General features: G+C 68.7%; 19 protein-coding genes. 11 read left to right on the forward strand and 8 right to left on the reverse strand.

The annotated features are described in order from the left end of the window. The 4 genes from K9U40_RS12600 to K9U40_RS12615 form a co-directional block, all read left to right on the forward strand. A partial coding sequence (locus K9U40_RS12600) for a hypothetical protein (protein WP_282890541.1) occupies positions 1 to 451 on the forward strand: 451 nt, incomplete at its 5' end. Positions 452 to 532: 81 nt separating this feature from the next. After that, positions 533 to 1,003, forward strand: a complete 471-nt coding sequence (locus K9U40_RS12605) for an SRPBCC family protein (protein WP_282890542.1) — start codon at positions 533 to 535, stop codon at positions 1,001 to 1,003. 105 nt (positions 1,004 to 1,108) lie between these two features. Next, positions 1,109 to 1,327, forward strand: a complete 219-nt coding sequence (locus K9U40_RS12610) for a hypothetical protein (protein ID WP_282890543.1) — start codon at positions 1,109 to 1,111, stop codon at positions 1,325 to 1,327. A gap of 83 nt (positions 1,328 to 1,410) precedes the next feature. Continuing rightward, complete coding sequence (locus K9U40_RS12615; RefSeq protein WP_349239432.1) at positions 1,411 to 2,178, forward strand: TetR/AcrR family transcriptional regulator; 768 nt, start codon at positions 1,411 to 1,413, stop codon at positions 2,176 to 2,178. Between the two features lie 15 nt (positions 2,179 to 2,193). Here K9U40_RS12615 and K9U40_RS12620 read toward each other — a convergent pair whose 3' ends face one another. The 5 genes from K9U40_RS12620 to ahcY form a co-directional block, all read right to left on the reverse strand. Continuing rightward, positions 2,194 to 3,207, reverse strand: a complete 1,014-nt coding sequence (locus tag K9U40_RS12620) for a phosphotransferase family protein (protein WP_282890544.1) — start codon at positions 3,205 to 3,207, stop codon at positions 2,194 to 2,196. Next, positions 3,204 to 4,418 (reverse strand): acyl-CoA dehydrogenase family protein, encoded by a 1,215-nt coding sequence (locus tag K9U40_RS12625; RefSeq protein WP_282890545.1) that lies wholly within the window; start codon positions 4,416 to 4,418, stop codon positions 3,204 to 3,206. The genes K9U40_RS12620 and K9U40_RS12625 overlap by 4 nt, the downstream gene beginning before the upstream one ends. A 149-nt stretch (positions 4,419 to 4,567) precedes the next feature. Further along, a complete protein-coding gene (locus K9U40_RS12630; RefSeq protein ID WP_282890546.1) occupies positions 4,568 to 5,656 on the reverse strand; it encodes a UPF0104 family protein in 1,089 nt (362 codons plus the stop codon). A 269-nt stretch (positions 5,657 to 5,925) separates the two neighbouring features. Next, on the reverse strand, positions 5,926 to 7,812 hold the full coding sequence (locus K9U40_RS12635) for a potassium transporter Kup (protein WP_282890547.1): 1,887 nt from the start codon (positions 7,810 to 7,812) through the stop codon (positions 5,926 to 5,928). Positions 7,813 to 8,258: 446 nt separating this feature from the next. Continuing rightward, positions 8,259 to 9,656 carry an adenosylhomocysteinase gene (gene ahcY, locus K9U40_RS12640; RefSeq protein ID WP_282890548.1) on the reverse strand — a complete coding sequence of 466 codons (1,398 nt, stop codon included), beginning with the start codon at positions 9,654 to 9,656 and terminating at the stop codon, positions 8,259 to 8,261. A 543-nt stretch (positions 9,657 to 10,199) separates the two neighbouring features. On the opposite strand from ahcY, the gene K9U40_RS12645 reads away from it, so the two are divergent. Further along, the gene (locus K9U40_RS12645; RefSeq protein ID WP_282890549.1) at positions 10,200 to 10,787 is read left to right on the forward strand and encodes a CarD family transcriptional regulator; all 588 of its coding nucleotides are present in this window, start codon (positions 10,200 to 10,202) and stop codon (positions 10,785 to 10,787) included. A 391-nt stretch (positions 10,788 to 11,178) separates the two neighbouring features. Continuing rightward, positions 11,179 to 11,370 (forward strand): hypothetical protein, encoded by a 192-nt coding sequence (locus K9U40_RS12650; RefSeq protein ID WP_282890550.1) that lies wholly within the window; start codon positions 11,179 to 11,181, stop codon positions 11,368 to 11,370. 458 nt (positions 11,371 to 11,828) lie between these two features. Here the strand turns inward: K9U40_RS12650 and K9U40_RS12655 are convergent, their stop codons facing one another. Beyond that, positions 11,829 to 13,439, reverse strand: coding sequence for a gamma-glutamyltransferase family protein (locus tag K9U40_RS12655; RefSeq protein WP_282890551.1), 1,611 nt, complete (start codon positions 13,437 to 13,439; stop codon positions 11,829 to 11,831). A gap of 194 nt (positions 13,440 to 13,633) precedes the next feature. Between K9U40_RS12655 and K9U40_RS12660 the strand changes: the two genes are divergently transcribed. Then, positions 13,634 to 13,909, forward strand: a complete 276-nt coding sequence (locus K9U40_RS12660; RefSeq protein ID WP_282890552.1) for a hypothetical protein — start codon at positions 13,634 to 13,636, stop codon at positions 13,907 to 13,909. Between the two features lie 6 nt (positions 13,910 to 13,915). On the opposite strand, the gene K9U40_RS12665 is transcribed toward K9U40_RS12660, so the two are convergent. Next, entirely contained in the window at positions 13,916 to 14,578 is a 663-nt protein-coding gene (locus K9U40_RS12665) for a nitroreductase family protein (protein ID WP_282890553.1), read from the reverse strand. A gap of 601 nt (positions 14,579 to 15,179) precedes the next feature. On the opposite strand from K9U40_RS12665, the gene K9U40_RS12670 reads away from it, so the two are divergent. The 3 genes from K9U40_RS12670 to K9U40_RS12680 all read left to right on the forward strand — a co-directional run bounded on the left by K9U40_RS12670 (position 15,180) and on the right by K9U40_RS12680 (position 17,388). Further along, positions 15,180 to 15,857 (forward strand): cold-shock protein, encoded by a 678-nt coding sequence (locus K9U40_RS12670; protein ID WP_282890554.1) that lies wholly within the window; start codon positions 15,180 to 15,182, stop codon positions 15,855 to 15,857. Positions 15,858 to 15,963: 106 nt separating this feature from the next. Next, positions 15,964 to 16,155: a hypothetical protein gene (locus K9U40_RS12675; protein WP_282890555.1), complete on the forward strand. Its 192-nt coding sequence runs from the start codon at positions 15,964 to 15,966 to the stop codon at positions 16,153 to 16,155. A 411-nt stretch (positions 16,156 to 16,566) separates the two neighbouring features. After that, positions 16,567 to 17,388 carry an exodeoxyribonuclease III gene (locus K9U40_RS12680; protein WP_282890556.1) on the forward strand — a complete coding sequence of 274 codons (822 nt, stop codon included), beginning with the start codon at positions 16,567 to 16,569 and terminating at the stop codon, positions 17,386 to 17,388. A gap of 52 nt (positions 17,389 to 17,440) precedes the next feature. On the opposite strand, the gene K9U40_RS12685 is transcribed toward K9U40_RS12680, so the two are convergent. Beyond that, on the reverse strand, positions 17,441 to 18,091 hold the full coding sequence (locus K9U40_RS12685; RefSeq protein WP_282890557.1) for a hypothetical protein: 651 nt from the start codon (positions 18,089 to 18,091) through the stop codon (positions 17,441 to 17,443). A gap of 578 nt (positions 18,092 to 18,669) precedes the next feature. On the opposite strand from K9U40_RS12685, the gene K9U40_RS12690 reads away from it, so the two are divergent. Further along, positions 18,670 to 20,124: an ATP-binding protein gene (locus K9U40_RS12690; protein WP_414114861.1), complete on the forward strand. Its 1,455-nt coding sequence runs from the start codon at positions 18,670 to 18,672 to the stop codon at positions 20,122 to 20,124. Positions 20,125 to 20,234 lie beyond the last annotated feature (110 nt).

The following is a 20,234-nucleotide window of genomic DNA, read 5'->3' on the forward strand; positions in this document are numbered from 1 at the left end:
CCCCCCGAGCGCTCTTGCAGTCCATGCGGTTCCCGCCACCGCGCTGGAGCACGGCTTTCGCGTGCTGGTGCTGCGCGAGCTTGCGGCCGGGGCGGGGGATGGCCCGCTCGCCGGTCCGGCGGGCTTCGCGGTGATCGCACAGGGGCTGGTGCGGCCGCCACCCCGGCAGATCCGCCACGGCATCGCCTTCGCGCTCGCCTTCCGGCCGGAGGTGGTGGCCTTCCTGAGCTTCCATCTCGGCCGTCCGGGAACGCGCGGGCCCGATGACCTGCCGCAGCGCAACCCGCGCTGGCCCACCTTGTCGTGGCACCGGGCGGAGCGCGCGTGGCCGGACGGGATGCGCTCCATCGAATGGAGCGCCGACATCCTGTTCGCGCGGGACGAGGACCGCGCCGCCTTCGCCCGCCAGTTCCGGGACGCGCTTGCCGGGGCGCGGCTCGCCCCGTCTTGAGGCCCGCTTCTTGCTTTCTCGCAAGGCAGCCAGATTCCGTTCACCCTGCCTTTTCATTGATCGTCTTTTGGGAGTTTCGCCATGTCGGATGTCGTCGAGACCCGCTCCATCGTTACCGAGGCCGAGTTCGACCAGCCGGTGGATATCGTCTGGCGCGCCATCACCGATTCCGAATGGCTCGCCGTCTGGTTCTTTCCCAACGACATCCAGCCCCTGGAAGGGCACAAGTTCACCATCTGGGGCCGGCCCATCGAGCGCTGGGACGGCGAGTTCCAGTGCCAGGTGAAAACCGCCATCGCGCCGCGTGAATTGTCCTTCAGCTGGAAGGGCGGGCACGAGGAGCTGAAGGGCTTCGGCCATTACATCGACACGCTGGTGACCTGGACCCTCACGCCCACCGAGAGCGGCGGCACCCATTTCCGCTTCGTCCACGAAGGCTTCAGCACCGACGCCACCTCCGACGGGGTGTTCGACGTGATGAACAAGGGCTCCCAGAGCGTGCTGCGCACCCTGACCCGCCGTCTGCCGGACCTCATCCAGCACGGCGCGTGAAAGCCGCCGCGGGCATGCGAAAGCCGGGAACCCTTCGGCGGAGGCCACGTTGACGTTCCGGTTGCCATGACGCGCCCCGCAGGCGCCCGGCATTGGGAGATCACGATGGGACGCAGCCTTCCGCCGACCGATCCCGCTTCCCTGCGCATCGTCATCGGCGATGCGGAGATACAGGCTTCCAGCGTCGACGACGTGGTGCGCTTCCTGCGCCAGCAGGAGGCCGACGACTTCGCCGACCTGCTCCTGGCACTTCCCGCCGACGGCCCGGCGCCCTCGCTTGGCGATGTCTGCGCCCGCATGGAGGCGCTCTGCGCCATGGTCTGAGGTGCCGCTGCGCGGATCTCGGCGCACTTGACTTTCCGGGGCTGCGCCGCAGTCTGCCCCCTTCAGGAGCCGGGGGTGGAAGGTTGGGCGCAGACGACAGGGCCGAAGCCGGGAAGACCCCATCCGCCAACGCCTGCGCGCCTGACGACAAGCTGCGTGACGACAGCGCGCGCAATCCCGTCGCGCCCGGGGACCATTCCCTTGAGGCCCTGTCCGCGCGCATCCATGCGCGGCACCGCGACATCATCAAGGTCCAGAAGCCCCATGTGGCGGTGGCGAACCTCGCGCGCATCATCGACGCGGCGCTGAAGCTCTCCAACCGCCACGGCTTCCACGCCATGACCCTGCGCCAGCTGGCCGCCGAATCCGGCCTCAGCATGGGCGGGCTCTATTCCTATCTCGACAGCAAGGACACCCTGCTGCTGATGATCCTCGGCGAGGTGTCCCACGCCGTGGAGGCGGCGCTGGGGGACGCGCCCGAGACGGTGCGCGCGGATCCGGCCGCGCATCTCGACTGGCTCATCGCCCGGCATGTCCAGCTGTCCGAGGCCATGCACGCCTGGTTCGTGTTCGCCTACATGGAGGCGAAAGCCTTCCCGCCCGAAGCGCGCAAGCGCGCCATCGACAGCGAGCGCCTGACCGAGCGCATCTTCGCGGACGTGATCGCGCAGGGCGTGCGGCAGGGCGTGTTCGCCGCGGAGGACCCGCTGTTCGCCGCCACCCTCATCAAGCCGCTGCTGCAGGACTGGTATGTGAAGCGCAGCAAGTATCGCGCGCGCGGCATCGACGCCGCGACCTATGCCGCGCAGGTCACGCGCTTCGTGGGAGGCGCGCTGGCGGTGCGCACGTAAGCCGGAGCCGGGCGCTCAGGTGAATGCCGCCGCCCGCCGGGCGAAGGCGGCTGCCAGCGCGCCGGTTTCCGCCGCACCTTCGGCCGCCGCGTTGCCGGCTTTGGCCCGCGCGGCGATGCCCTCGAAGATCACCGCCCAGCGGAACAGGGCGAACGCCATGTGGAAGTTTGTGAGCGTCAGGCCATGGGTCGCCGCCGCCTCGTACTGCGCCACGAAGTCCGCGCGGGAGGGGATGCCCAGGGCGTCGAGGTCGAGCCCTTCGAGGCCGCCATACTCCTCAGGCCGCGACACCCACGCCATGGCGCAATGGGCAAGGTCTGCGAGCGGATGGCCGAGGGTGGACAATTCCCAGTCCAGCACCGCCACCACCTCGGGGCGGGTGGGGTGGAACATGAGGTTGCCCATGCGGTAGTCGCCATGGGCGATGCGGGTGGTGTCGTCCGCCGGCACATGGGCGGGGAGCCAGGCGACCAGACGGTCGATATTGGCGTCCTCGCGGGTCTTCGACAGCTCCCACTGGCGGGTCCAGCGGGCGATCTGGCGGCCGAAATAATTGCCGGGGCGGCCGAAGTCGGCGAGGCCGGCGGCGGCAAAATCCACGTTGTGGAGCGCCGCCAGCGTCGCCGCCATGGCGCCATACATGGCGCGGCGCTCCTCAGGCGAGACGCCGGGCAGGGTGCAGTCGTGGAACACGCGCCCCTCCACCTTGTCCATTACATAGAACAAGGTGCCGATGACCGACCTGTCCTCGCAGAGCAGCAGCGCGGGCGGCACCGGCACCGGCGTTCCGGCCAGCGCGCGCATGATGCGGAATTCCCGGTCCACCGCATGGGCGGAGGGCAGAAGCTCCCCCGGCGGCTGCTTGCGCAGCACCAGGGCGCGGCCCTCATAGGTGACGAAGAAGGTGGGGTTGGACTGTCCCCCGGAGATGGGCTGGAGCTTGGGCGTCCCCTCAAGGCCGCTTATGTGCGCCTTGAGATGGGCGTCGAGGACGCCGACGTCGAAGCCGTATGCGCTGGAATTGCTCATGCTCCTTCTCCCACCGGCCAGTTCCAGAAGGCGCCCTCTTCCTTTTCCAGGAAGCGGTTCAGCACCATCTCGTGCACCGCGTCGGCGCCGTCCACGAGGCGCGCCTGGCGGGCGTAGCGGTAGATCCACTCCAGCACCGTATCCTTGGAATAGCCGCGCGCGCCGTTGATCTGGATGGCGCTGTCGGCGGCAAGGTGCAGGGTGTTGGCGGCCTTGATCTTGGCCATGGACACCTCCTTGCGGGCGAGGCCGCCGCGATCCAGCTCCCACGCCGCCTTCATGGTGAGGAGGCGGCCGATCTCGATGTCCATGGCGATGCGGCCCAGCAGGGTCTGCACGCTTTCCCGGTCGGCGAGGCGCACGCCGAAGCCGTAGCGCACGTCCGCATACGCCCGCGCGATCTCCACGCAGCGCATGGCAAGGCCCAGCCAGCGCATGCAATGGGTGAGGCGCGCCGGCCCGAGGCGGATCTGGGTCACGCGCAGGCCCTTGCCCTCGCCCAGCAGCACATCCTCGGGGGGGATTTCGAGGCCCTCGAACTCCAGCTCGCAATGGCCGCCATGCTCCTCCGGCCCCATGATGGGGATGCGGCGCACGATGCGCCAGCCCGGCGCGTCGCGGTGGAAGGCGAAGGCGGTGAGGCCGGTGCGCGGATCGTCCGAGGTGCGGGCGATGAGGATGAGGTGCGCCGCCTCCTCCGCGCCGGTGATGAACCATTTGCGGCCAAAGATGCGGTAGCTGCCGTTGGGCTGCTTCTCGGCGCGGGTAAGCATCATGCCGGGGTCGGAGCCGCCGCCGGGATGGGGCTCGGTCATGACGAAGGCGGAGCGCACCGCGCCGGATGCGATGGGGGCGAGCCACTTTTCCTTCTGCTCCGGTGTGCCCACGGCCTCCAGCACCATCATGTTGCCGTCGTCGGGGGCGGCGGAATTGAACACCACCGGGCCGAAGATGGAGCGGTTCATCTCGGTGTAGCAGACCGCCATGCCCACCCGGCCGACGCCGAGGCCGCCGCTCTCCGGCTTCAGCTGGAGGTTCCACAGGCCCTCGGCCTTCGCCTTGTCCCGCAGTCGCGCCAGCGGGGCGGGGGCGATGTTCTCGTGGGCATCATAGGCGGTGGGGTCGGCTTCCAGCGGCAGGATCTCGCGATCCACGAACGCGCCGATGCGGCGCCTGAGGTCCTCGAGGGCGGGGGAGATGGTGAAGTCCATGGTGGGCCTCGACGGCAGGGATAAAAAGAGCGAGCGCTCGCTTTATATATTCCCGACAAGAACCGCACAAGTCGCGGCGAGGGCGCGATCCGATCCGCAAGCCTGCGCCGTCCGGGCCCCCTGCCGGAGCCGGGCGGCCGCGGCCTTGGTCATTCCGCGGCGGATTTCGCCGCGGCCTTCGCCGCCGCCTTGGCTGCGGGCGAGACCGCTCCGACCTTGGGCGCGACACCGCCGCTCCCGTCCGGCGCGACCGTCGCCGATCCGGAGCCGGCAAGGCGCAGGCTCAGTTCCCGCGCCCCGAGCAGGGTGAGGGACAGGGCGAAGGGCACGATGTAGTAGAACAGGCGGAAGATGAGCAGCGCGGCCAGCAGCTCGCTCTTGTCGAACTGGGGCAGGGCGACCAGCAACGCCGCGTCGAACACGCCGAGGCCGCCGGGGGCGTGGCTGGCGAAGCCCAGCAGCGTGGCGGTGACGAAGATGACCGCCAGCGACACCGGGTCGATATAGGGCGAGGCCGGCATCAGCATATACATGGCGGCGGCGCACAAGGTGAGGTCGAGGATGCCGATGCCCACCTGCACCAGGGTGGTGCGCCCGCGCGGCAGGGTCACGAACCAGGACGAGCGGCCGATGTTGCGCGGCGCCAGGGACACCCAGGCGATGTAGCCCGCCAGCACCGCCAGCGCGCCGATGCCGATCATCCGGTTGATGAAGGGCGGCAGGTGGTCCACCGCCGTGGCGGCCTCCGGATGGATGGTGATGCCGAGGCCCAGCACCGCGATGTTGCCGAGCCAGAAGGTGAGACCCGCCACGAAGCAGATCTTGGCGACATCGATGGCCCCGAGCCCCCAGGCGGAATAGATGCGGTAGCGCACCGAGCCGCCGGTGAAGACGGTGAAGCCCACATTGTGGCCGATGGAATAGGAGCAGAAGCCCGCCAGCGCCGCGATGCGGTAGGGCACATGGTGCTTGCCGATGGTGCGCAGGGCGAACCAGTCATAGAAGGTGAGGGTGAGATAGGCGGCCGCTACCAGCAGGAAGCCGATGATGACGTTGCGCGGCTCCTTCGCCGCGAGCGCGTCCATCACGTCGGCGAGCTTCAGGTTGTGGAGCATGCGGTAGAGCACGGTCGCCGCAAACGCGATCACCGCCAGGCTCAGGACGAAGCCCAGCCCGTGCAGCCCCACTCGATCCCGCAGGAAAACCCAGATCTTCGCAGCTACCGCCCGAACACCCATCGCGTCACCGATATCCCCCGCCCGCAACGTCACCGGCCCGCCCACATCTGCACGCTTTCGCGCGCGTTTGAAGGGCCATTTTCATTCTTTTCGCATGGTGATGCCGCCGGCTCGCCCAGATTGCGTTTCTCGATCGATGCACGCCGACCGCTGCGCTTCCATGGCCGTGCACCGCCGGCGGCGCATCACGCTCCGCCGGCGGCGCACGGCTGCCCGCTCTGAACCGCTGCCCGCCCGCCGTGACGGCGTGGCGCCTGCCGGTGAAGCCCTTAAAGCTTCACCGGATACCCGATTTCCACCGTGCGGGCCCGCGGCAGGCCGAACCGGTCCACCGAGCGCTCCGCGTTCCGGGCGAGGAAGGCGAACACATGCGCCACCACGTCCTTGATCTTGGTCACCTCGTCGGGCGGGATGATCCGCTCGTGGCCGATCACGTAGATGGCCGCGTCCGGATCAATGCCGCGGGCGCTGAGCGCCGGGCCGAGCACGGAGGGAACGTCGATCTGCTGCATGTAGCCGAAGCGCAGGTCCACCCGCACGAAGCCCTCGTTGAGGGTCGTCACCTTCACCCGGTCCTCCACCGAGACCCGGGGCCGCGCGGCGATCCACACCGACACGATGACCGCCTTCTCGAACCGGACCTTCAGGAGGTCCGCCATGCGCGAGAGGGCGACTGGCGTCATCGCACCCGCGCGGGACAGAAAGATGGCGGTGCGCGGGCTTTCCACGTCGTTCACCCGGTCCTTGCGGGCGACGAAGCTGTCGAGAGGCTCGGTGAAGCGCACCTGCTGGGCCACCACGCCCTCCAGGCCGCGCCGCCAGCTCACCATCACGAAGATGATGGCGCCGGCGATGCTCAGGGGCAGCCAGCCGCCGTCATGGATCTTGGTCATGTTGGCGGCGGCGAAGGCGAAATCCACCAGCAGCATGCAGGTCGCCATCAGCCACAGCGCCGGCGCCGGCCAGCCCCAGGCGCGCTGCACCTGGGCGATGAACAGGATGGAGGTGGTGACCATGGCGAAGGCCACCGCGATGCCGTAGGCCGAGGCCAGCCTCTCGGAGGCCTCGAAGCCGAGCACCACGGCGATGCAGGCGATCATCAGCAGCCAGTTCAGGCGGCCCACATAGATGTGCTGCTCATTGTGCTCGGAGGTGTAGCGGATGCGCATGGGCGGCAGGTAGCCGAGCTCGATGGCCTGCTTCGCCAGCGAGAACACGCCGGTGATGATGGACTGGGAGGCGATCACGGTGGCCGCCGTGGCGAGGAACAGCAGCGGAATGTCGAACCAGTCCGGCGACAGGTCGTAGAACGGGTTGCGCACCGCGTTGGGATCCACCAGCAGGATCGCGCCCTGGCCGAAATAGTTGAGCAGCAGCGCCGGCATGGCCACGAACAGCCAGGCCCGGGCGATCACCGGGCGGCCGAAATGGCCAAGGTCCGCATAGAGCGCCTCGCCGCCCGTCACCGCCAGGAAGCAGGCGCCGAGGATGACGCCGGCAAGGCCCGGATGCGCGACCATCAGCAGGATGCCGTGGCGCGGGTCCAGCCCGGCGAGCACCTGCGGCGCCTGCACGATGCCGTAGACGCCGAGCGCCGCGAGCGAGCCGAACCACAGCAGCATCACCGGCCCGAAGAAGGAGGCGATGCGCTCCGTGCCCAGCCGCTGGGACAGGAAGATGGCGGCGAGCACCAGCACCGTGAGCGCCACCACCCAATGCTCCAGCTCCGGCGCGATGACCTGGAGGCCCTCTATGGCCGAGAGCACCGAGATGGCCGGGGTGAGCACGCCGTCGCCGATGAGCATGGAGGCGCCCAGGAGACCGGCCGCGAGCAGGTACCAGCGCAGGCCCAGCGCGCTGCGGTGGAGGTCGAGCAGGGTGACGAGGGCGAGGATGCCGCCTTCACCGTCATTGTCCGCCCGCAGCACCAGCATCACGTATTTCACTGTGACGGAGAGGATGATGCTCCAGGTGATGAGGGAGAGCAGGCCGAGCACGTCGGCGCCGAGGAAATTGGTGCCGCCCACCGCCAGCACGCCCTGCTTGAGGGCGTAGAGCGGGCTGGTGCCGATGTCGCCGAACACCACGCCGAGGGCGCCGATCTCGGCGGCGAACGGCAGGGCTCGCGTGCGGTCGCGGGAAAAGCTGAGGGCCATCGAGGGCGATCGCCGCTCAGTGCCGCGCGACGGGCGTGGGGGATCGGCCGGGATCGTCGATCTTGGCAGTGTCGCTGTGCTCAGCGGGCATGTAGCGGCGCTCAGGCATCTGGAACCCCGTGCCGCGCAGTGTCATGCCTCGCGACCGTCGCACGAAACCATTCAAGGCAAGCCCCCGCGCATTTCCCGTCCACTCATCCCATGCCAGGTCACGCCGACGGAAACCGGGCCCGTGCCGCGTCCAGCCTCAGGCTTGGGGACGCCGCTCCGGAGCAATCCGGCTCCGCCCGCGCGGGGCGGGTTCATGCAACACCTAGCTCCGTTCGCGGGGGAAGACAATGCGCTGCCGCAAACCCCGCAGATTGCCCGCGAAAACGAAGAACGCCGGCCCGGGGGCCGGCGTTCCGCTGGATCATGACGGCGCGCGGGGCGCCGCGGGACACCGCTCAGTAGCGGTAGTGCTCGCTCTTGAACGGGCCCTGCTGGGGCACGCCGATATAGGCCGACTGCTGGTCGGTGAGCTTGGTGAGCTTCACCCCGATCTTGTCGAGGTGGAGCGAAGCCACCTTCTCGTCGAGGTGCTTGGGCAGGGTGTAGACTTCCTTGCCGTACTGGCCGGGCTTGGTGAACAGCTCGATCTGCGCCAGCGTCTGGTTGGTGAAGGACGCGCTCATCACGAAGCTCGGGTGGCCGGTGGCGTTGCCGAGATTCACGAGACGGCCTTCGGAGAGCAGGATGATGCGCTTGCCGTCGGCGAACTCCACCTCGTCCACCTGCGGCTTCACATTGTGCCACTTCAGGTTCTTGAGGCCGGCCACCTGGATCTCGCTGTCGAAGTGGCCGATGTTGCAGACGATGGCGCGGTCCTTCATGGCCCGCATGTGTTCCACCGTGATCACGTCCAAATTGCCGGTGGCGGTCACGAAGATGTCGGCGCGCGTGGCCGCATCCTCCATGGTGGTGACCTCATAGCCTTCCATGGCGGCCTGCAGGGCGCAGATGGGGTCGATCTCCGAGACCATGACCCGGCAACCGGCATTGCGCAGGGAGGCGGCGGAGCCCTTGCCCACGTCGCCGAAGCCCGCGACCATGGCCACCTTGCCGGCCATCATCACGTCGGTGCCGCGGCGGATGCCGTCCACCAGCGACTCGCGGCAGCCGTAGAGATTGTCGAACTTGGACTTGGTGACGCTGTCATTGACGTTGATGGCGGGCCACAGGAGCGTGCCCTTCTTCTGCATCTCGTAGAGCCGGTGCACGCCCGTGGTGGTCTCTTCCGTCACGCCGCGGATGGACTTGGCGAGCAGGGTGTACCAGCCGGGCTTGTGCTTCAGGCGGCGCTTGATGGCGGCGAAGAGGACTTCCTCCTCCTCGTTGGTGGCGCCATCGAGGAAGGCGGTGTCGCCGTTCTCCGCGCGCAGGCCGAGATGGACGAGGAGAGTGGCGTCGCCGCCGTCGTCCAGGATCATGTTCGGGGCGCCGCCGTCGGCCCACTCGAAGATGCGGTGGGTGTATTCCCAGTATTCCTCCAGGGTCTCGCCCTTCACGGCGAAGACGGGGACACCGGCGGCGGCGATGGCGGCGGCGGCGTGGTCCTGGGTGGAGTAGATGTTGCAGGAAGCCCAGCGCACGTCGGCGCCCAGCGCCTTCAGCGTCTCGATGAGCACGCCGGTCTGGATGGTCATGTGCAGGGAGCCGGCGATGCGGGCGCCCTTCAGCGGCTGGGACGGGCCGTATTCGGCGCGGGTGGCCATGAGGCCGGGCATTTCGATTTCGGCGATGTCCAGCTCCTTGCGGCCCCAGTCCGCAAGGTTGATGTCCTTCACCACGTAATCGTTGCTCATGGATTGCTCCGCTGGAGTGCGCCGCGCCGCACAAGGCGCAGATCGGGATGCGCGCCTTTAGCACGAAGCCCTCCTTGCGGCAATAAGGATATAAAGAAATGCTTATATGGCAGCGGGCGGGCTCGGCAAGGCCGTGCTGCGACTTGCCTGCCAAGATGGCGGTCAAGTCGCAGCACGCACGCGCCAAAGTAAGGTTGGCGACAGGCGCGCTTTGATTCCGACAAAAATTGTGATATACGTGACTTTACAGTCGATTGCTTCCACCAACCAGCCGCTTCGCGCCCGCACAGTGTTTGCGCAGATCCATGGGCGCATTCTCGGGAATACAGGGGCGAGAATTTGCGAGCCAGCCGTCACTTACGGCGTGGCGCGGGGGCTGTCCATGGCCATCGACTGGCAGAGCGGGTAGGCGGGCGTTCCGGCCGCGACCCAAGTCCGCAGCGCCAGGTGCGCGCCGTCCCGGTACCGGACCGGCCGGCCTCCGCATCAAACGGTTCGGCCCCGGGCTTCACGTCCCTGGGCCGGATCAGGAGTGACAAGAGCATGTCGGCAAAGAAGAACGCGCAGACCCGTCTCGGCTTCAAGACGGGTGAGCACATTGTTTACCCGTCCCACGGCGTGGGCCGCATCATGGCCATCGAGGAACAGGAAGTCGCCGGTTTCAAGCTCGAACTCTTCGTGATCTCGTTTGAAAAGGACAAGATGACGCTGCGTGTGCCCGTTCCCAAGATTGCCAGCGTCGGCATGCGCAAGCTCTCCGAGACCAACATCGTCGAGAAGTCGCTGGAAACTCTTCAGGGCCGCGCCCGCGTGAAGCGCACCATGTGGAGCCGCCGCGCCCAGGAATACGAAGCCAAGATCAATTCCGGCGATCTCGTCGCCATTTCCGAGGTGGTGCGCGACCTCTACCGCTCCGACGCCCAGCCCGAGCAGTCCTATTCCGAGCGTCAGCTTTATGAGGCCGCTCTGGACCGGATGGCCCGCGAGCTGTCGGCGGTGCAGAACATCACCGAGACCGAGGCGGTGAAGCTCATCGAGCAGAACCTGCTCAAGGGTCCGCGCCGCGGCGCCACCAAGGCGGTGGAAGAGGCCGACCTCGACGCCGAGATCGAGGCCGATGAAGCCGCGTAATCTTGGTTGCGTAATCTTGGTTGCGTAATCTTGGCCGCGTGATCTTGGCCGCGTGATCCGCGGTGGATGACGCAGGTGGCCTGATCCTGTTCCAGGCCAAAGACCCGGCTTCGGCCGGGTCTTTCTTTTTGGCAGGGTCCCGCGGAAGCGCGCAACCCTGCCATGCGCGCGTATGGCGCGGGCCAGCCATGCGTGTCGGCCATATGTGCCCGCCGCGGATGGGCGGCTGCCGGTGGCCGGGAAAACACAGAGGCAGAGCCCCCTCCAACCCGCCTCCGGCACCATCCGGCGCAGGCCTCTTCGTCTGTGGCGGCAAACATTCTGCAGGTCGGGCGGAACCGGGGCCTGAATCTCGCGTTTCATCGCACGGGGCTGGCTTGGAGAAGCGATCATGTCCAATCGTGACCAGGATCAGCGCAATCCCCCCAAGCAGAACCCGAACCAGAACGAGAGAGGCCGCGAAGGCCAGGGCAAGGACAAGGGCCAGCAGCAGCAGGCTCAGATGCCCGGCCAGAAGGGTGGCCAGCAGCAGGGAGGCCAACGGAACGAGAATCAACGGGACGAGCGGCGCGACCAGCGCTAGAGCACGCACCGACCAGGTCGCATCGCGATCTGGCTGGTGAATCCGGCTCTAGGGCGCATCCCGGCGGGTCTGCATCCCAGGCCGGGCCGGATCATGCGCTCTGTATCAGGGTTGGGGCCGGTTCCGCCCGGGCTTTTGCCGGCCGGGGCGGGAAGGCCGACTGCCAGCCCGGCGAAATGCCCGAAGATCAAGCCGAAGCCGCCGGCTGTCCTCTCCCCGGAGGGCAGCCGGCTATTTTTTGGGTCGGCCGCTCAGATCGCGCTCCATCGCCTTGCGTTGACGCATTTTCTTCACGCAAGCCGGGCTCCGCCTCGCTCGAAACCGCCCTCTGACTCAAGGCAAGAGAACGCGTGCTCTAGAGCATTTTCGAGCGAAGTGGACACCGGTTCGCATGAAGAAAATGTGTTAAAATAAAAATCTAGAGCGACTACCGTGAGCCAGTGCGAACGGAAAACGCTCTAGATGCCCGCCGCGCCGCCGTCGGAGCGCGGGTCGTGCGCGCCTTCGAGCCGCCCGGCGGGGTGCAGCACCACGGCGCCCGCATGGCCCATGGTGTTGCTGTAGGCGTCGGGCACCAGCGCCAGGTCGTGGCCCACCAGACGAAGACGGTCCACCACCTCGTCGTCGAAGCGCGGCTCCAGTCGCAGGCGGGTCTCCACGTCGCCCCAGGTGCGTCCCAGCAGCCAGCGCGGCCGGGCGATGGCCTCCCCCAGCGGCACGCCGAACAGCACATGGCGGCTGAAGACCGCGGACTGGGTCTGCGGCTGGCCTTCCCCGCCCATGGTGCCGTAGGCCATGACCCGGCCGTCGGCGAGCACCGCAAGCGCCGGGTTCAGGGTGTGGAACGGCCGCCGGCCGGGCTGCAGCGGATTGAGGGCATCCGGCTCCAGCGAGAAGCTGGAGCCGCGATTCTGCATCAGCACGCCGGTGGAGGGCAGCACGCAGCCCGAGCCGAACTCGAAGAAGATGGACTGGATGTAGGACACCACCAGCCCCGACTTGTCCGCCGCGCCGAGCCACACCGTGTCGCCCCCCGCCTTCCCCTGCGGCCAGGCCAGGGCGCGGCCCATCTCGATGCCGGCGGCGCGCTTGTCCAGCGCCTCGGGGGCGAGCAGGGCGGCGAGGTCGTGGGTCAGATGGTCGTAGTCGCGCACCACCGTGTCCCGCACCATGAAGGCGCGCTTGGTGGCCTCGATCAGCCCGTGCACGTGCTCGAAGCTCTCGGCGCGCTTCACCGCGAGCCGGTCGAACAAGGCGAGGATGAGGAGCGAGGCCAGCCCCTGGGTGGGCGGCGGGGCGTTGAACAGGCGGCCGCATTTGAGGTTCACCGCCAGCGGCGCCCGCTCCACCGCGGCGTAGCGCTGGAAATCGTCCCGCGTCACCGGGCTGCCGATGCGCTCCAGGTCCGCCGCGATCTCGCGTCCCACGTCGCCGCGATAGAAGTCGGCGAGGCCGGCGCGGGCGAGGTGGTCGAAGGTGTCGGCAAGGCGCGGCTGGCGCTGCATCGTGCCGGGCTGCGGCACCGCCTTGTCGGCATCGAGGAAGGCGTCGGCGAAGCCGGGAACGGCCTCAAGCTCGGCCTTCTTCTCGGCGGCGAGGGCGGCCTGGGAGCGCGAGACCGCGACCCCCTCGCGGGCGTGGCGGATGGCGGGCTCCAGCAGCCGGGCAAGGCCGATGCGCCCGCCATGGGCCCTGGCAGCCTCCAAAGCGAGGCGCCAGCCGTCCACCGCGCCGGGCACTGTGAGGACGGCCAGCGGCCCTCGGGTGGGCACCGCCCCAAGGCCGAGGTCGTGGTAGAAGGGAATGGTGGCGCGGGCGCCGGCGAAGCCGCAGGCCTCGATGTAGCGCACCCGGCCCGAGGGCTCGCGGATGAGCCAGAAGCCGTCGGCGCCCACATGATTCATGTGCGGATAGACCACGGCGATGGCGGCGGCCGCCGCCACCATGGCCTCGATGGCGTTGCCGCCCTCGGCCAGTACCTCGCGTCCCGCTTCCGCCGCCAGATGGTGGGGCGCGGCAACCATGCCCCGGATGGCGTGGGTGCTCTCATGGGCTTCGGCCGGCAGCATGCGTGGTCTCCTTCCCTGGGCCTTCACTTTGGCATTCAACTGGGCGTTCCCGCAGGGCGGGCTTGACCCGGCGGCGCCCGCGTCGCAGTTTCCCGGCCATATAGACGGCGGCGGGCGCCTGCGCGAGCAGTTGCGGCTCCGCTGCCGCTCAACAGACACGTCCGGCTTCGAGGCTGAAGCCGCGGGAGACGAAGATGGCAGGTTCGCAGGAGGCAGGTTCGGCGGCGGGTGTGAAGGCTGCGGGCACGCGGGGCGGCGGCCGTTTCGTCACGGTCGCCAGCGCGACCGCCCTCATCGCCACCGAGGCCTTCGCCACCGCCGTCGCGGCCGGCTGGGCGCTGGCCGGGCTGCTCAATCTGGGCGATGCCGGCGAATATGCCCTGATGGGCCTGTTCTCGCTGGCCGCCGCTTATGTGACCTACACCTATTTCCGGCGCGCCCGGCGCGTGGAGGCCGGGCTCGCCATCTGAGGCGTCTCAGCCTTCGGGGTGCCAGCGCGTCACCACCGCGTCGAGGCTGGGGCGGGGCCGGTCCTCGGCCCGCGCCGCCGGCCGGCCGATATGGATGAAGCCGGCCACCTTCTCCGCTGCGTCCACCCCCAGCAGGGCCGCGGCATCGGGGTCTCGTCCCGGCCATTTCAGGAGCCACAGGGCGGAAAAGCCCATGGCGGTGGCCGCGACAACCAGGTTCATTGCAGCCGCGCCCGCCGACAGGATCTGGTTGAAGGCGGGAATCTTCGCCGCGGCATCGGTCCGGCTCACCACCACCACCGTGACCGGCGCGCGCAGGAGATAATCCCGCCACATGTGCGCCTTGTCGGGGCCGAGGCCGGGATTCTGCGCGGCATAGAGCGCGTCCAGGCGGTCGCCGGCGGCGGCGCGCGCTTCCCCCTCCAGCACGATGAAGCGCCACGGGACGAGGCGCCCGTGGTCCGGCACCCGCGCGGCGATGGCGAGCATGCGGTCGAGCGCGGCGGCGTCGGGTCCCGGCTCCACCAGGGCGCGCAACGGCAGGGAGCGGCGCGTTTCGAGCAGCGCCAGGGTCTGGTCCGAGGGGGCGATGGCGATGGGCTCCAGCGGCGCCGTGGCCGCGGGCTGGTGGTGGTGGCGGGGCACGGGCGATGTAACGGGGGCAGTCATGGGGCCTTCCCTTGAGAAACCGGCCCGCCAGTCCCGGCGGGCGGAGAAAAACGCTGGACCGCGACAATAGAAGTGGAGTTGTTCCAGTCCCCCGGCAGGCGGTTCCAGTCGATCGCCGCGAACTACCGGCGGGCGGTCCGCCGGAATCGTCCCCGCGGCGGTGTAGAGCGACGTTTTCAGCATGCGCCCCGGAGCGCGGGACGAATGCGCCGTGCCGGCCCCGCGGCGCCCGGCATGGCGGGTAAAGCCTTCCCCGTCCGCCATTTCCGGGCAAGCGGGAAACCCCACCCCGCCACCCGTCCGGCGCCGTTGCCGCGCGGTTTCGCAGTTGGAGCCTTATGGGCCAACATTCATGTACCAAAGCGAGGCAGATGTGTTAGTCTGTTTGTTGGCCGGCGGAGTGCGCTCATTGTCATGGGCACGTTGCCGGCCTGTCCATTAGGCTGCGAGGCGAGACGCGGGTGGCTGGATTGAGCGTTGTGCGAAGGCGGAGTTTAAGTCGCCCAGACCGTGCAAGTTAAAGCACGAAATACGCATTTTCATCCGGCAGTGGTGGATGGCCCTAAGCCAAAATTGGCGACTGACCTCAACGGAAATACACATGAGCCGTAACCGAGACTTCCGAGAGCCGCGCCGCCGTGGCTTTGACGACGACTTTGCGCCGCCGCGTGATCGCGGCTTCGGAGGGGACCGTCCGTTTTCTTCGCCCAGCAGCAGCTTCAGCGCACCCGCACCGTCCGGCCCGCCGATCGACGCCACCGTCAAGTGGTTCAACCCCGAGAAGGGCTTCGGCTTCGTCGAGCTCGCCGATGGCTCGGGTGATGTGTTCCTGCACGCGCGCGCCCTCGAGGCCGCCGGTCAGGAGAGCGTGCCTCCCGGCTCCAAGCTCTCGGTCCGCGTCGGCCAGGGCCAGAAGGGTCGCCAGGTGACCGAGGTTCTGGAGGTCGACACCTCCACGGCCGAGGCCGCTCCTCCCCGTCGCAGCTTCGGCGCCGGTCCCGGTGCGGGCGGCGGCTTCGGCGGTGCTCCGCGCGCCGGCGGCGGCCCCCGTGCGGCCACCGGCCCCACCGAAGAGCGCGTGGGCACCGTGAAGTGGTACAATCCCGACAAGGGCTTCGGCTTCATCGCGGTGGAAGGCGGCGGCAAGGACGTGTTCGTGCACGTCACCGTCATCTCCCGTTCCGGCCTCACCGACCTGGCCGAAGGCCAGCGCGTGGTGGTGCAGGTGGGTCAGGGCCCGAAGGGTCCCGAGGCCCGCGGCATCGAGCTCGCCGACTGATCATTCCTCTTCCCGCCGTTCCATTGGGGCGGCGGGAACGAGCCTATCGAACGGGCGAAGCCTCCTGCTTCGCCTGTTTTTCGCATTTGTGGAGTTCAAGACCAAAATGGCGCAACAGGCAGAGGCCGACCTTTCGAGCCTGCTCGAACGACTCAAGGCGGCTCAACGAGACCTGGTTCTGACCGCAGCAAAGAGCACCGCCCTCCCTTCCGACGGCATGCTGCGCAAGATTTCCGAACTCGAAGGCGCCATCGCTGCGACCGAGGCCCTGATCCAGGAAGAGGGCGACCGCCGCTGAGCGTCGTCTGGCGCGTGGTCCGGCCTAGTGGTTCGAGCTGCTCACGACAGATGGAACCCATCTGTCGTGAGCAGCTCGAACCACAACTCTTTGATCTGGTGGGTCAACTTTTCGAAACGGATGGGTACCATCCGTTTCGGTTGATCCACGGGCGGCAAGTCCTTTTGCGGTGTGGCGTGCAACGCGGCTCCCCGGCAGTGTTCTGAACCCCGCCGCCGGCTCGCCGGACAGGTCCGGCAGGGCGCGCAGGACGTGGCCGAGCGGTGCGGCCGGCAGCGGAGCGTCAGGGCGCCGCGGCATGTTTGCCGCAGCGGAGCCTTTGCCGCAGCCAGCCCCGGGCTGCGCGGCTTGCGCGCGCGCGGCGCGGGGGTGTAAGGCTCGCCGATCCTTTCATTTCAGCCCGCCATTGCCTTGCCCCTCACAATCTGCACCTGGAACATCAATTCCGTCCGCATTCGTCTCGACATCGTCCGCGCGGCGGTGGAGACCCTGCGGCCCGACGTCCTGTGCCTCCAGGAAACCAAGTGCCAGGACGACAAGTTTCCCATGAACGCCATCCGCGACATGGGCTTCCCCCATATCGCCCTCAACGGGCAGAAGGGCTGGCACGGGGTCGCGACCTTCTCGCGCCGGCCGTTCCAGGCGGTGGAGAAGGGCGACTTCTGCGGCAAGGGGGATGCGCGGCACGTGGCGGTGACGCTCGCGCCCGAGGATGCGCTGGGCAAGCCGCTGACGGTGCACAATTTCTACGTCCCCGCCGGCGGCGACGTGCCGGACCCCGAGCTGAACCCCAAGTTCGCCCACAAGCTCGCCTTCCTGGACGAGGTAACGGCCTGGCCGCCGCTCACCGCCGCCGCGGCGGACGCCGGGCGCCACGCGGTGGTGGTGGGCGACCTCAACATCGCCCCCCTCGAAACCGATGTCTGGAGCCACAAGCAGCTCCTCTCGGTGGTGAGCCACACCCCCATCGAGGTGGAGAAGCTGAACCGCTTCCAGGCCTCCGGACCCTGGGTGGACGTGATGCGGACCTTCGTGCCGCCGCAGGACAAGCTGTTCACATGGTGGAGCTACCGCTCGCCCGACTATACGGCCAATGATCGCGGCCGCCGGCTCGATCATGTGTGGGCCAGCGAGAGCCTGGCGCCCGCCGCGCGGGCCATGACGGTGCTCAAGGATGCCCGCGGCTGGGACAAGCCTTCCGATCACGTACCGGTGGCCCTGACCTTCGGCTGAAGGCCCGTCTTCGGCGGTCACGGAAACGGCGCGTCCCGCAGGAGGCCGGTCCCTACGGCTTGGGCGCGGCCGGCGGCACGGGATCGAGCAGGGGCGCGCCGAGGCCGGGCAGGCCCAGCGCCGTGCCGATCTTGCCCTTGGGCACCTTCATCACCTGGACGCCGGCCGGCAACTGGAACAGCTTGGGATCCTGCGGCGCGCGGGTGAGCTTCAGCGCCTCGAACACGGTCTGCTTCCGGCCCTGCACCTCCACCTCGGTGCGCAGGGCGATGCCATCCGGGGTGATGCATGCGGTGGTGGGGCCGACGGAGGTGCTCATCTGCGTGTCCAGCTTCCACAGGTCGCAGGGCTCGCCCGCCACCTGGCTTTCCCCGACCCGCAGGCCGGAGCCGCTGAGGGCGCCGAGGGCGTATTCGGGCGGCAGTTCGATCTCCACCGCCATGTTCGGCAGGTTGGGGGTGCGCACCACCATGCGGCGCGCCCTGAGGTCGATGATCCCCACGATGCTGCCGGGCACGTTGGGCTTCACCATCTCCACCCGCATCTTGCCCTGGCTGTGGGCGAGTTCCATGGTGCCGCCCCGGCGCAGGTCGGCGCTGACGGCAAAATCCACCGCCGGCAGGGGGACAGGGTCCGCGCGGGCGGTGCCCCAGCCCATGAGCGGGACAGCGAGCGGCACGGCGCACAGCGCGATGCGGGCCACGGCGGCTATCGGAGCGCGCGTGGCTGCGGCCACACGGAAACCGCGCCGCGTGGCCCGGCAGGACTGGGGCTGTCGCATGGTTGGTTCCTCCGCTCGGACCTCCTCATAGCAGATCGGGGCCGGAGGCCCGCAAGCCCCGGTGCCGCCCTTCGGACGCAAAATTAAGATATCCCAGAAATGTAGCCATCAGGTGGCGTGCGCAGATGCCGGTCTCCACGGCTGTGGATCCGCCACGGGATGGCCGTCGTTGTCGTAATGCCTTCGTTGACGGGCGCGAGCATCAATGCTGCGGAACCCAGATGCCGATTCGCATCGCGGGTGCCCGGCATGGATTCCATGGGAGCATCTTCCGGTCGCGCCGGCCCACGGAATGTGCTCCAGAATGTTGTTTTCAAGGGTTTTTCTCGCGTGAGCCGCCGGGTCTCGCGCGGGGGCGCCGAAGGGACGCCGGAACCGGATCGGCCCGAAGGGGGCTGTCCGCGGTCCCGGCTAAACGCCGAATCCATCCCGGTCCATAATAGAAAAGGGCGATTCTCCGTTTCATCCGAACGGATCGCGCTCCAGGGAGGCCGAAGACGATGGCCATGGCCGGACCAGAGCGGAACGCCGACATCCGGCTCGACGCGCGGCAGGGCGAGGAGGGCGGCCGCATCGCCAGCCTCAACGCGCCGGGGGCGGCCGCAGCGCCGGCAGAGGTCGAGCCGCCGGGCGCTCCGGCCGGCGGCGTGCCGGTGGCCCGGAACACGCGCCGTCGCGCCATTTTCCTCATCGGCGCCCTGGGGCTTGCCGTGGTTGCTGGGGTGATGCTGCAGGCGCTCGATCCGGTGCTGGCCATCGTGCTTGCCGCCCTGCTCGTGGCCATGCTCTTTGCCCTGCCGCCGGCTCCGGCCGCCTGGTCCCTTCCCGAGATCGCCGCGCCGCCGCCCCCCCTGCCGGCACGGCGGGACGCGCAGGCGGCGGCGGTGGTGGCCGCCCTGCCAGAGCCGGCCTTGCTGCTGTCGGCCGCGGGCGAGATCATGACTGCCAACGAGCGGGTGGCGCTGGCCATCGGGCCGACCCGCGTGGGCGATCCCCTGTCGTTCGTGGTGCGCGTGCCGGAGGTGCTGGACGCGGTGCGCGCCGCCGCCGAGGACGGCCTGCCGCGGCGGGTGGAGTTCGCCGAGCGCATTCCGCTCGATCGCTGGCTGGAGGCGCATGTGGTGCCGCTGCGCCTGGAAGCCCAGCCGGGCATCCGTTCCGGGGGCCGGCGCGCGGCGGATGCGCCGGATGCGGTGCTGCTCACCTTCCGGGACCTCACCCAGCAGCGGCGGGTGGAGCAGATGCGGGCCGATTTCGTGGCCAATGCCAGCCACGAACTGCGCACGCCGCTGGCCTCCCTGTCCGGCTTCATCGAGACGCTGCAGGGCCCGGCCCGCAACGACGCTCCGGCGCGCGAGCGCTTCCTCGCCATCATGGCGGCGCAGGCGCGGCGCATGTCGCGGCTCATCGACGATCTGCTCTCCCTGTCGCGCATCGAGCTCAACGCCCATGTGCGACCGCAGACGAAGGTGGACCTCGCCGGTATCCTGGCCCATGTGTGCGACACCCTCTCGCCCCTCGCCAGGGATCGCGGCGTGGTGCTGGAGCAGGTGAAGGGGGCAGTGCCGCTGGAGGTGCTGGGCGACCGCGACGAGCTCATCCGCCTGTTCGAGAACCTGGTGGAGAACGCCCTGAAATACGGCGCGCACGGCAAGAAGGTGGAGGTTCGCCTCTCGCGCGAGAACGGCACCGCTGTGGTGAGCATCCGGGATTTCGGCCCCGGCATCTCACCGGAGCACCTGCCGCGCCTGACCGAACGCTTCTACCGGGTGGACGTGGCGGCGAGCCGCGACCAGGGCGGTACGGGGCTCGGGCTCGCCATCGTCAAGCACATTGTGGCGCGCCACCGCGGACGGCTCGGCATCGACAGCGTGCTGGGCGAGGGCGCAACCTTCAGCGTCCGGCTTGACGCTTTGCCGGGTCCGGAAAAAAACAGTGAACAGACAGCGGCTTAATACGTCATCTGTCTGTCATGAGGTGGTCATAGAACCTTGGTTGACCGGGGCTAAGAGTCCCGAGCCCAATGTTGCCCCGGCGTCAGGCCTGGAATGGCAACGGATTTGGC

The organism is Xanthobacter autotrophicus (assembly GCF_030015065.1).
GTDB lineage: Bacteria > Pseudomonadota > Alphaproteobacteria > Rhizobiales > Xanthobacteraceae > Xanthobacter > Xanthobacter autotrophicus_D.

What these genes read in the sequence shown, in the direction of transcription:
- K9U40_RS12605 (WP_282890542.1), top strand. Translation starts at nt 533, where the DNA reads ATGTCGGATGTCGTCGAGACCCGCTCCATCGTTACCGAGGCCGAGTTC.
- K9U40_RS12610 (WP_282890543.1), top strand. Translation starts at nt 1,109, where the DNA reads ATGGGACGCAGCCTTCCGCCGACCGATCCCGCTTCCCTGCGCATCGTC.
- K9U40_RS12620 (WP_282890544.1), bottom strand. Translation starts at nt 3,207, where the DNA reads ATGAGCAATTCCAGCGCATACGGCTTCGACGTCGGCGTCCTCGACGCC.
- K9U40_RS12625 (WP_282890545.1), bottom strand. Translation starts at nt 4,418, where the DNA reads ATGGACTTCACCATCTCCCCCGCCCTCGAGGACCTCAGGCGCCGCATC.
- K9U40_RS12630 (WP_282890546.1), bottom strand. Translation starts at nt 5,656, where the DNA reads ATGGGTGTTCGGGCGGTAGCTGCGAAGATCTGGGTTTTCCTGCGGGAT.
- K9U40_RS12635 (WP_282890547.1), bottom strand. Translation starts at nt 7,812, where the DNA reads ATGGCCCTCAGCTTTTCCCGCGACCGCACGCGAGCCCTGCCGTTCGCC.
- ahcY (WP_282890548.1), bottom strand. Translation starts at nt 9,656, where the DNA reads ATGAGCAACGATTACGTGGTGAAGGACATCAACCTTGCGGACTGGGGC.
- K9U40_RS12645 (WP_282890549.1), top strand. Translation starts at nt 10,200, where the DNA reads ATGTCGGCAAAGAAGAACGCGCAGACCCGTCTCGGCTTCAAGACGGGT.
- K9U40_RS12650 (WP_282890550.1), top strand. Translation starts at nt 11,179, where the DNA reads ATGTCCAATCGTGACCAGGATCAGCGCAATCCCCCCAAGCAGAACCCG.
- K9U40_RS12655 (WP_282890551.1), bottom strand. Translation starts at nt 13,439, where the DNA reads ATGCTGCCGGCCGAAGCCCATGAGAGCACCCACGCCATCCGGGGCATG.
- K9U40_RS12660 (WP_282890552.1), top strand. Translation starts at nt 13,634, where the DNA reads ATGGCAGGTTCGCAGGAGGCAGGTTCGGCGGCGGGTGTGAAGGCTGCG.
- K9U40_RS12665 (WP_282890553.1), bottom strand. Translation starts at nt 14,578, where the DNA reads ATGACTGCCCCCGTTACATCGCCCGTGCCCCGCCACCACCACCAGCCC.
- K9U40_RS12670 (WP_282890554.1), top strand. Translation starts at nt 15,180, where the DNA reads ATGAGCCGTAACCGAGACTTCCGAGAGCCGCGCCGCCGTGGCTTTGAC.
- K9U40_RS12675 (WP_282890555.1), top strand. Translation starts at nt 15,964, where the DNA reads ATGGCGCAACAGGCAGAGGCCGACCTTTCGAGCCTGCTCGAACGACTC.
- K9U40_RS12690 (WP_414114861.1), top strand. Translation starts at nt 18,670, where the DNA reads ATGGCCATGGCCGGACCAGAGCGGAACGCCGACATCCGGCTCGACGCG.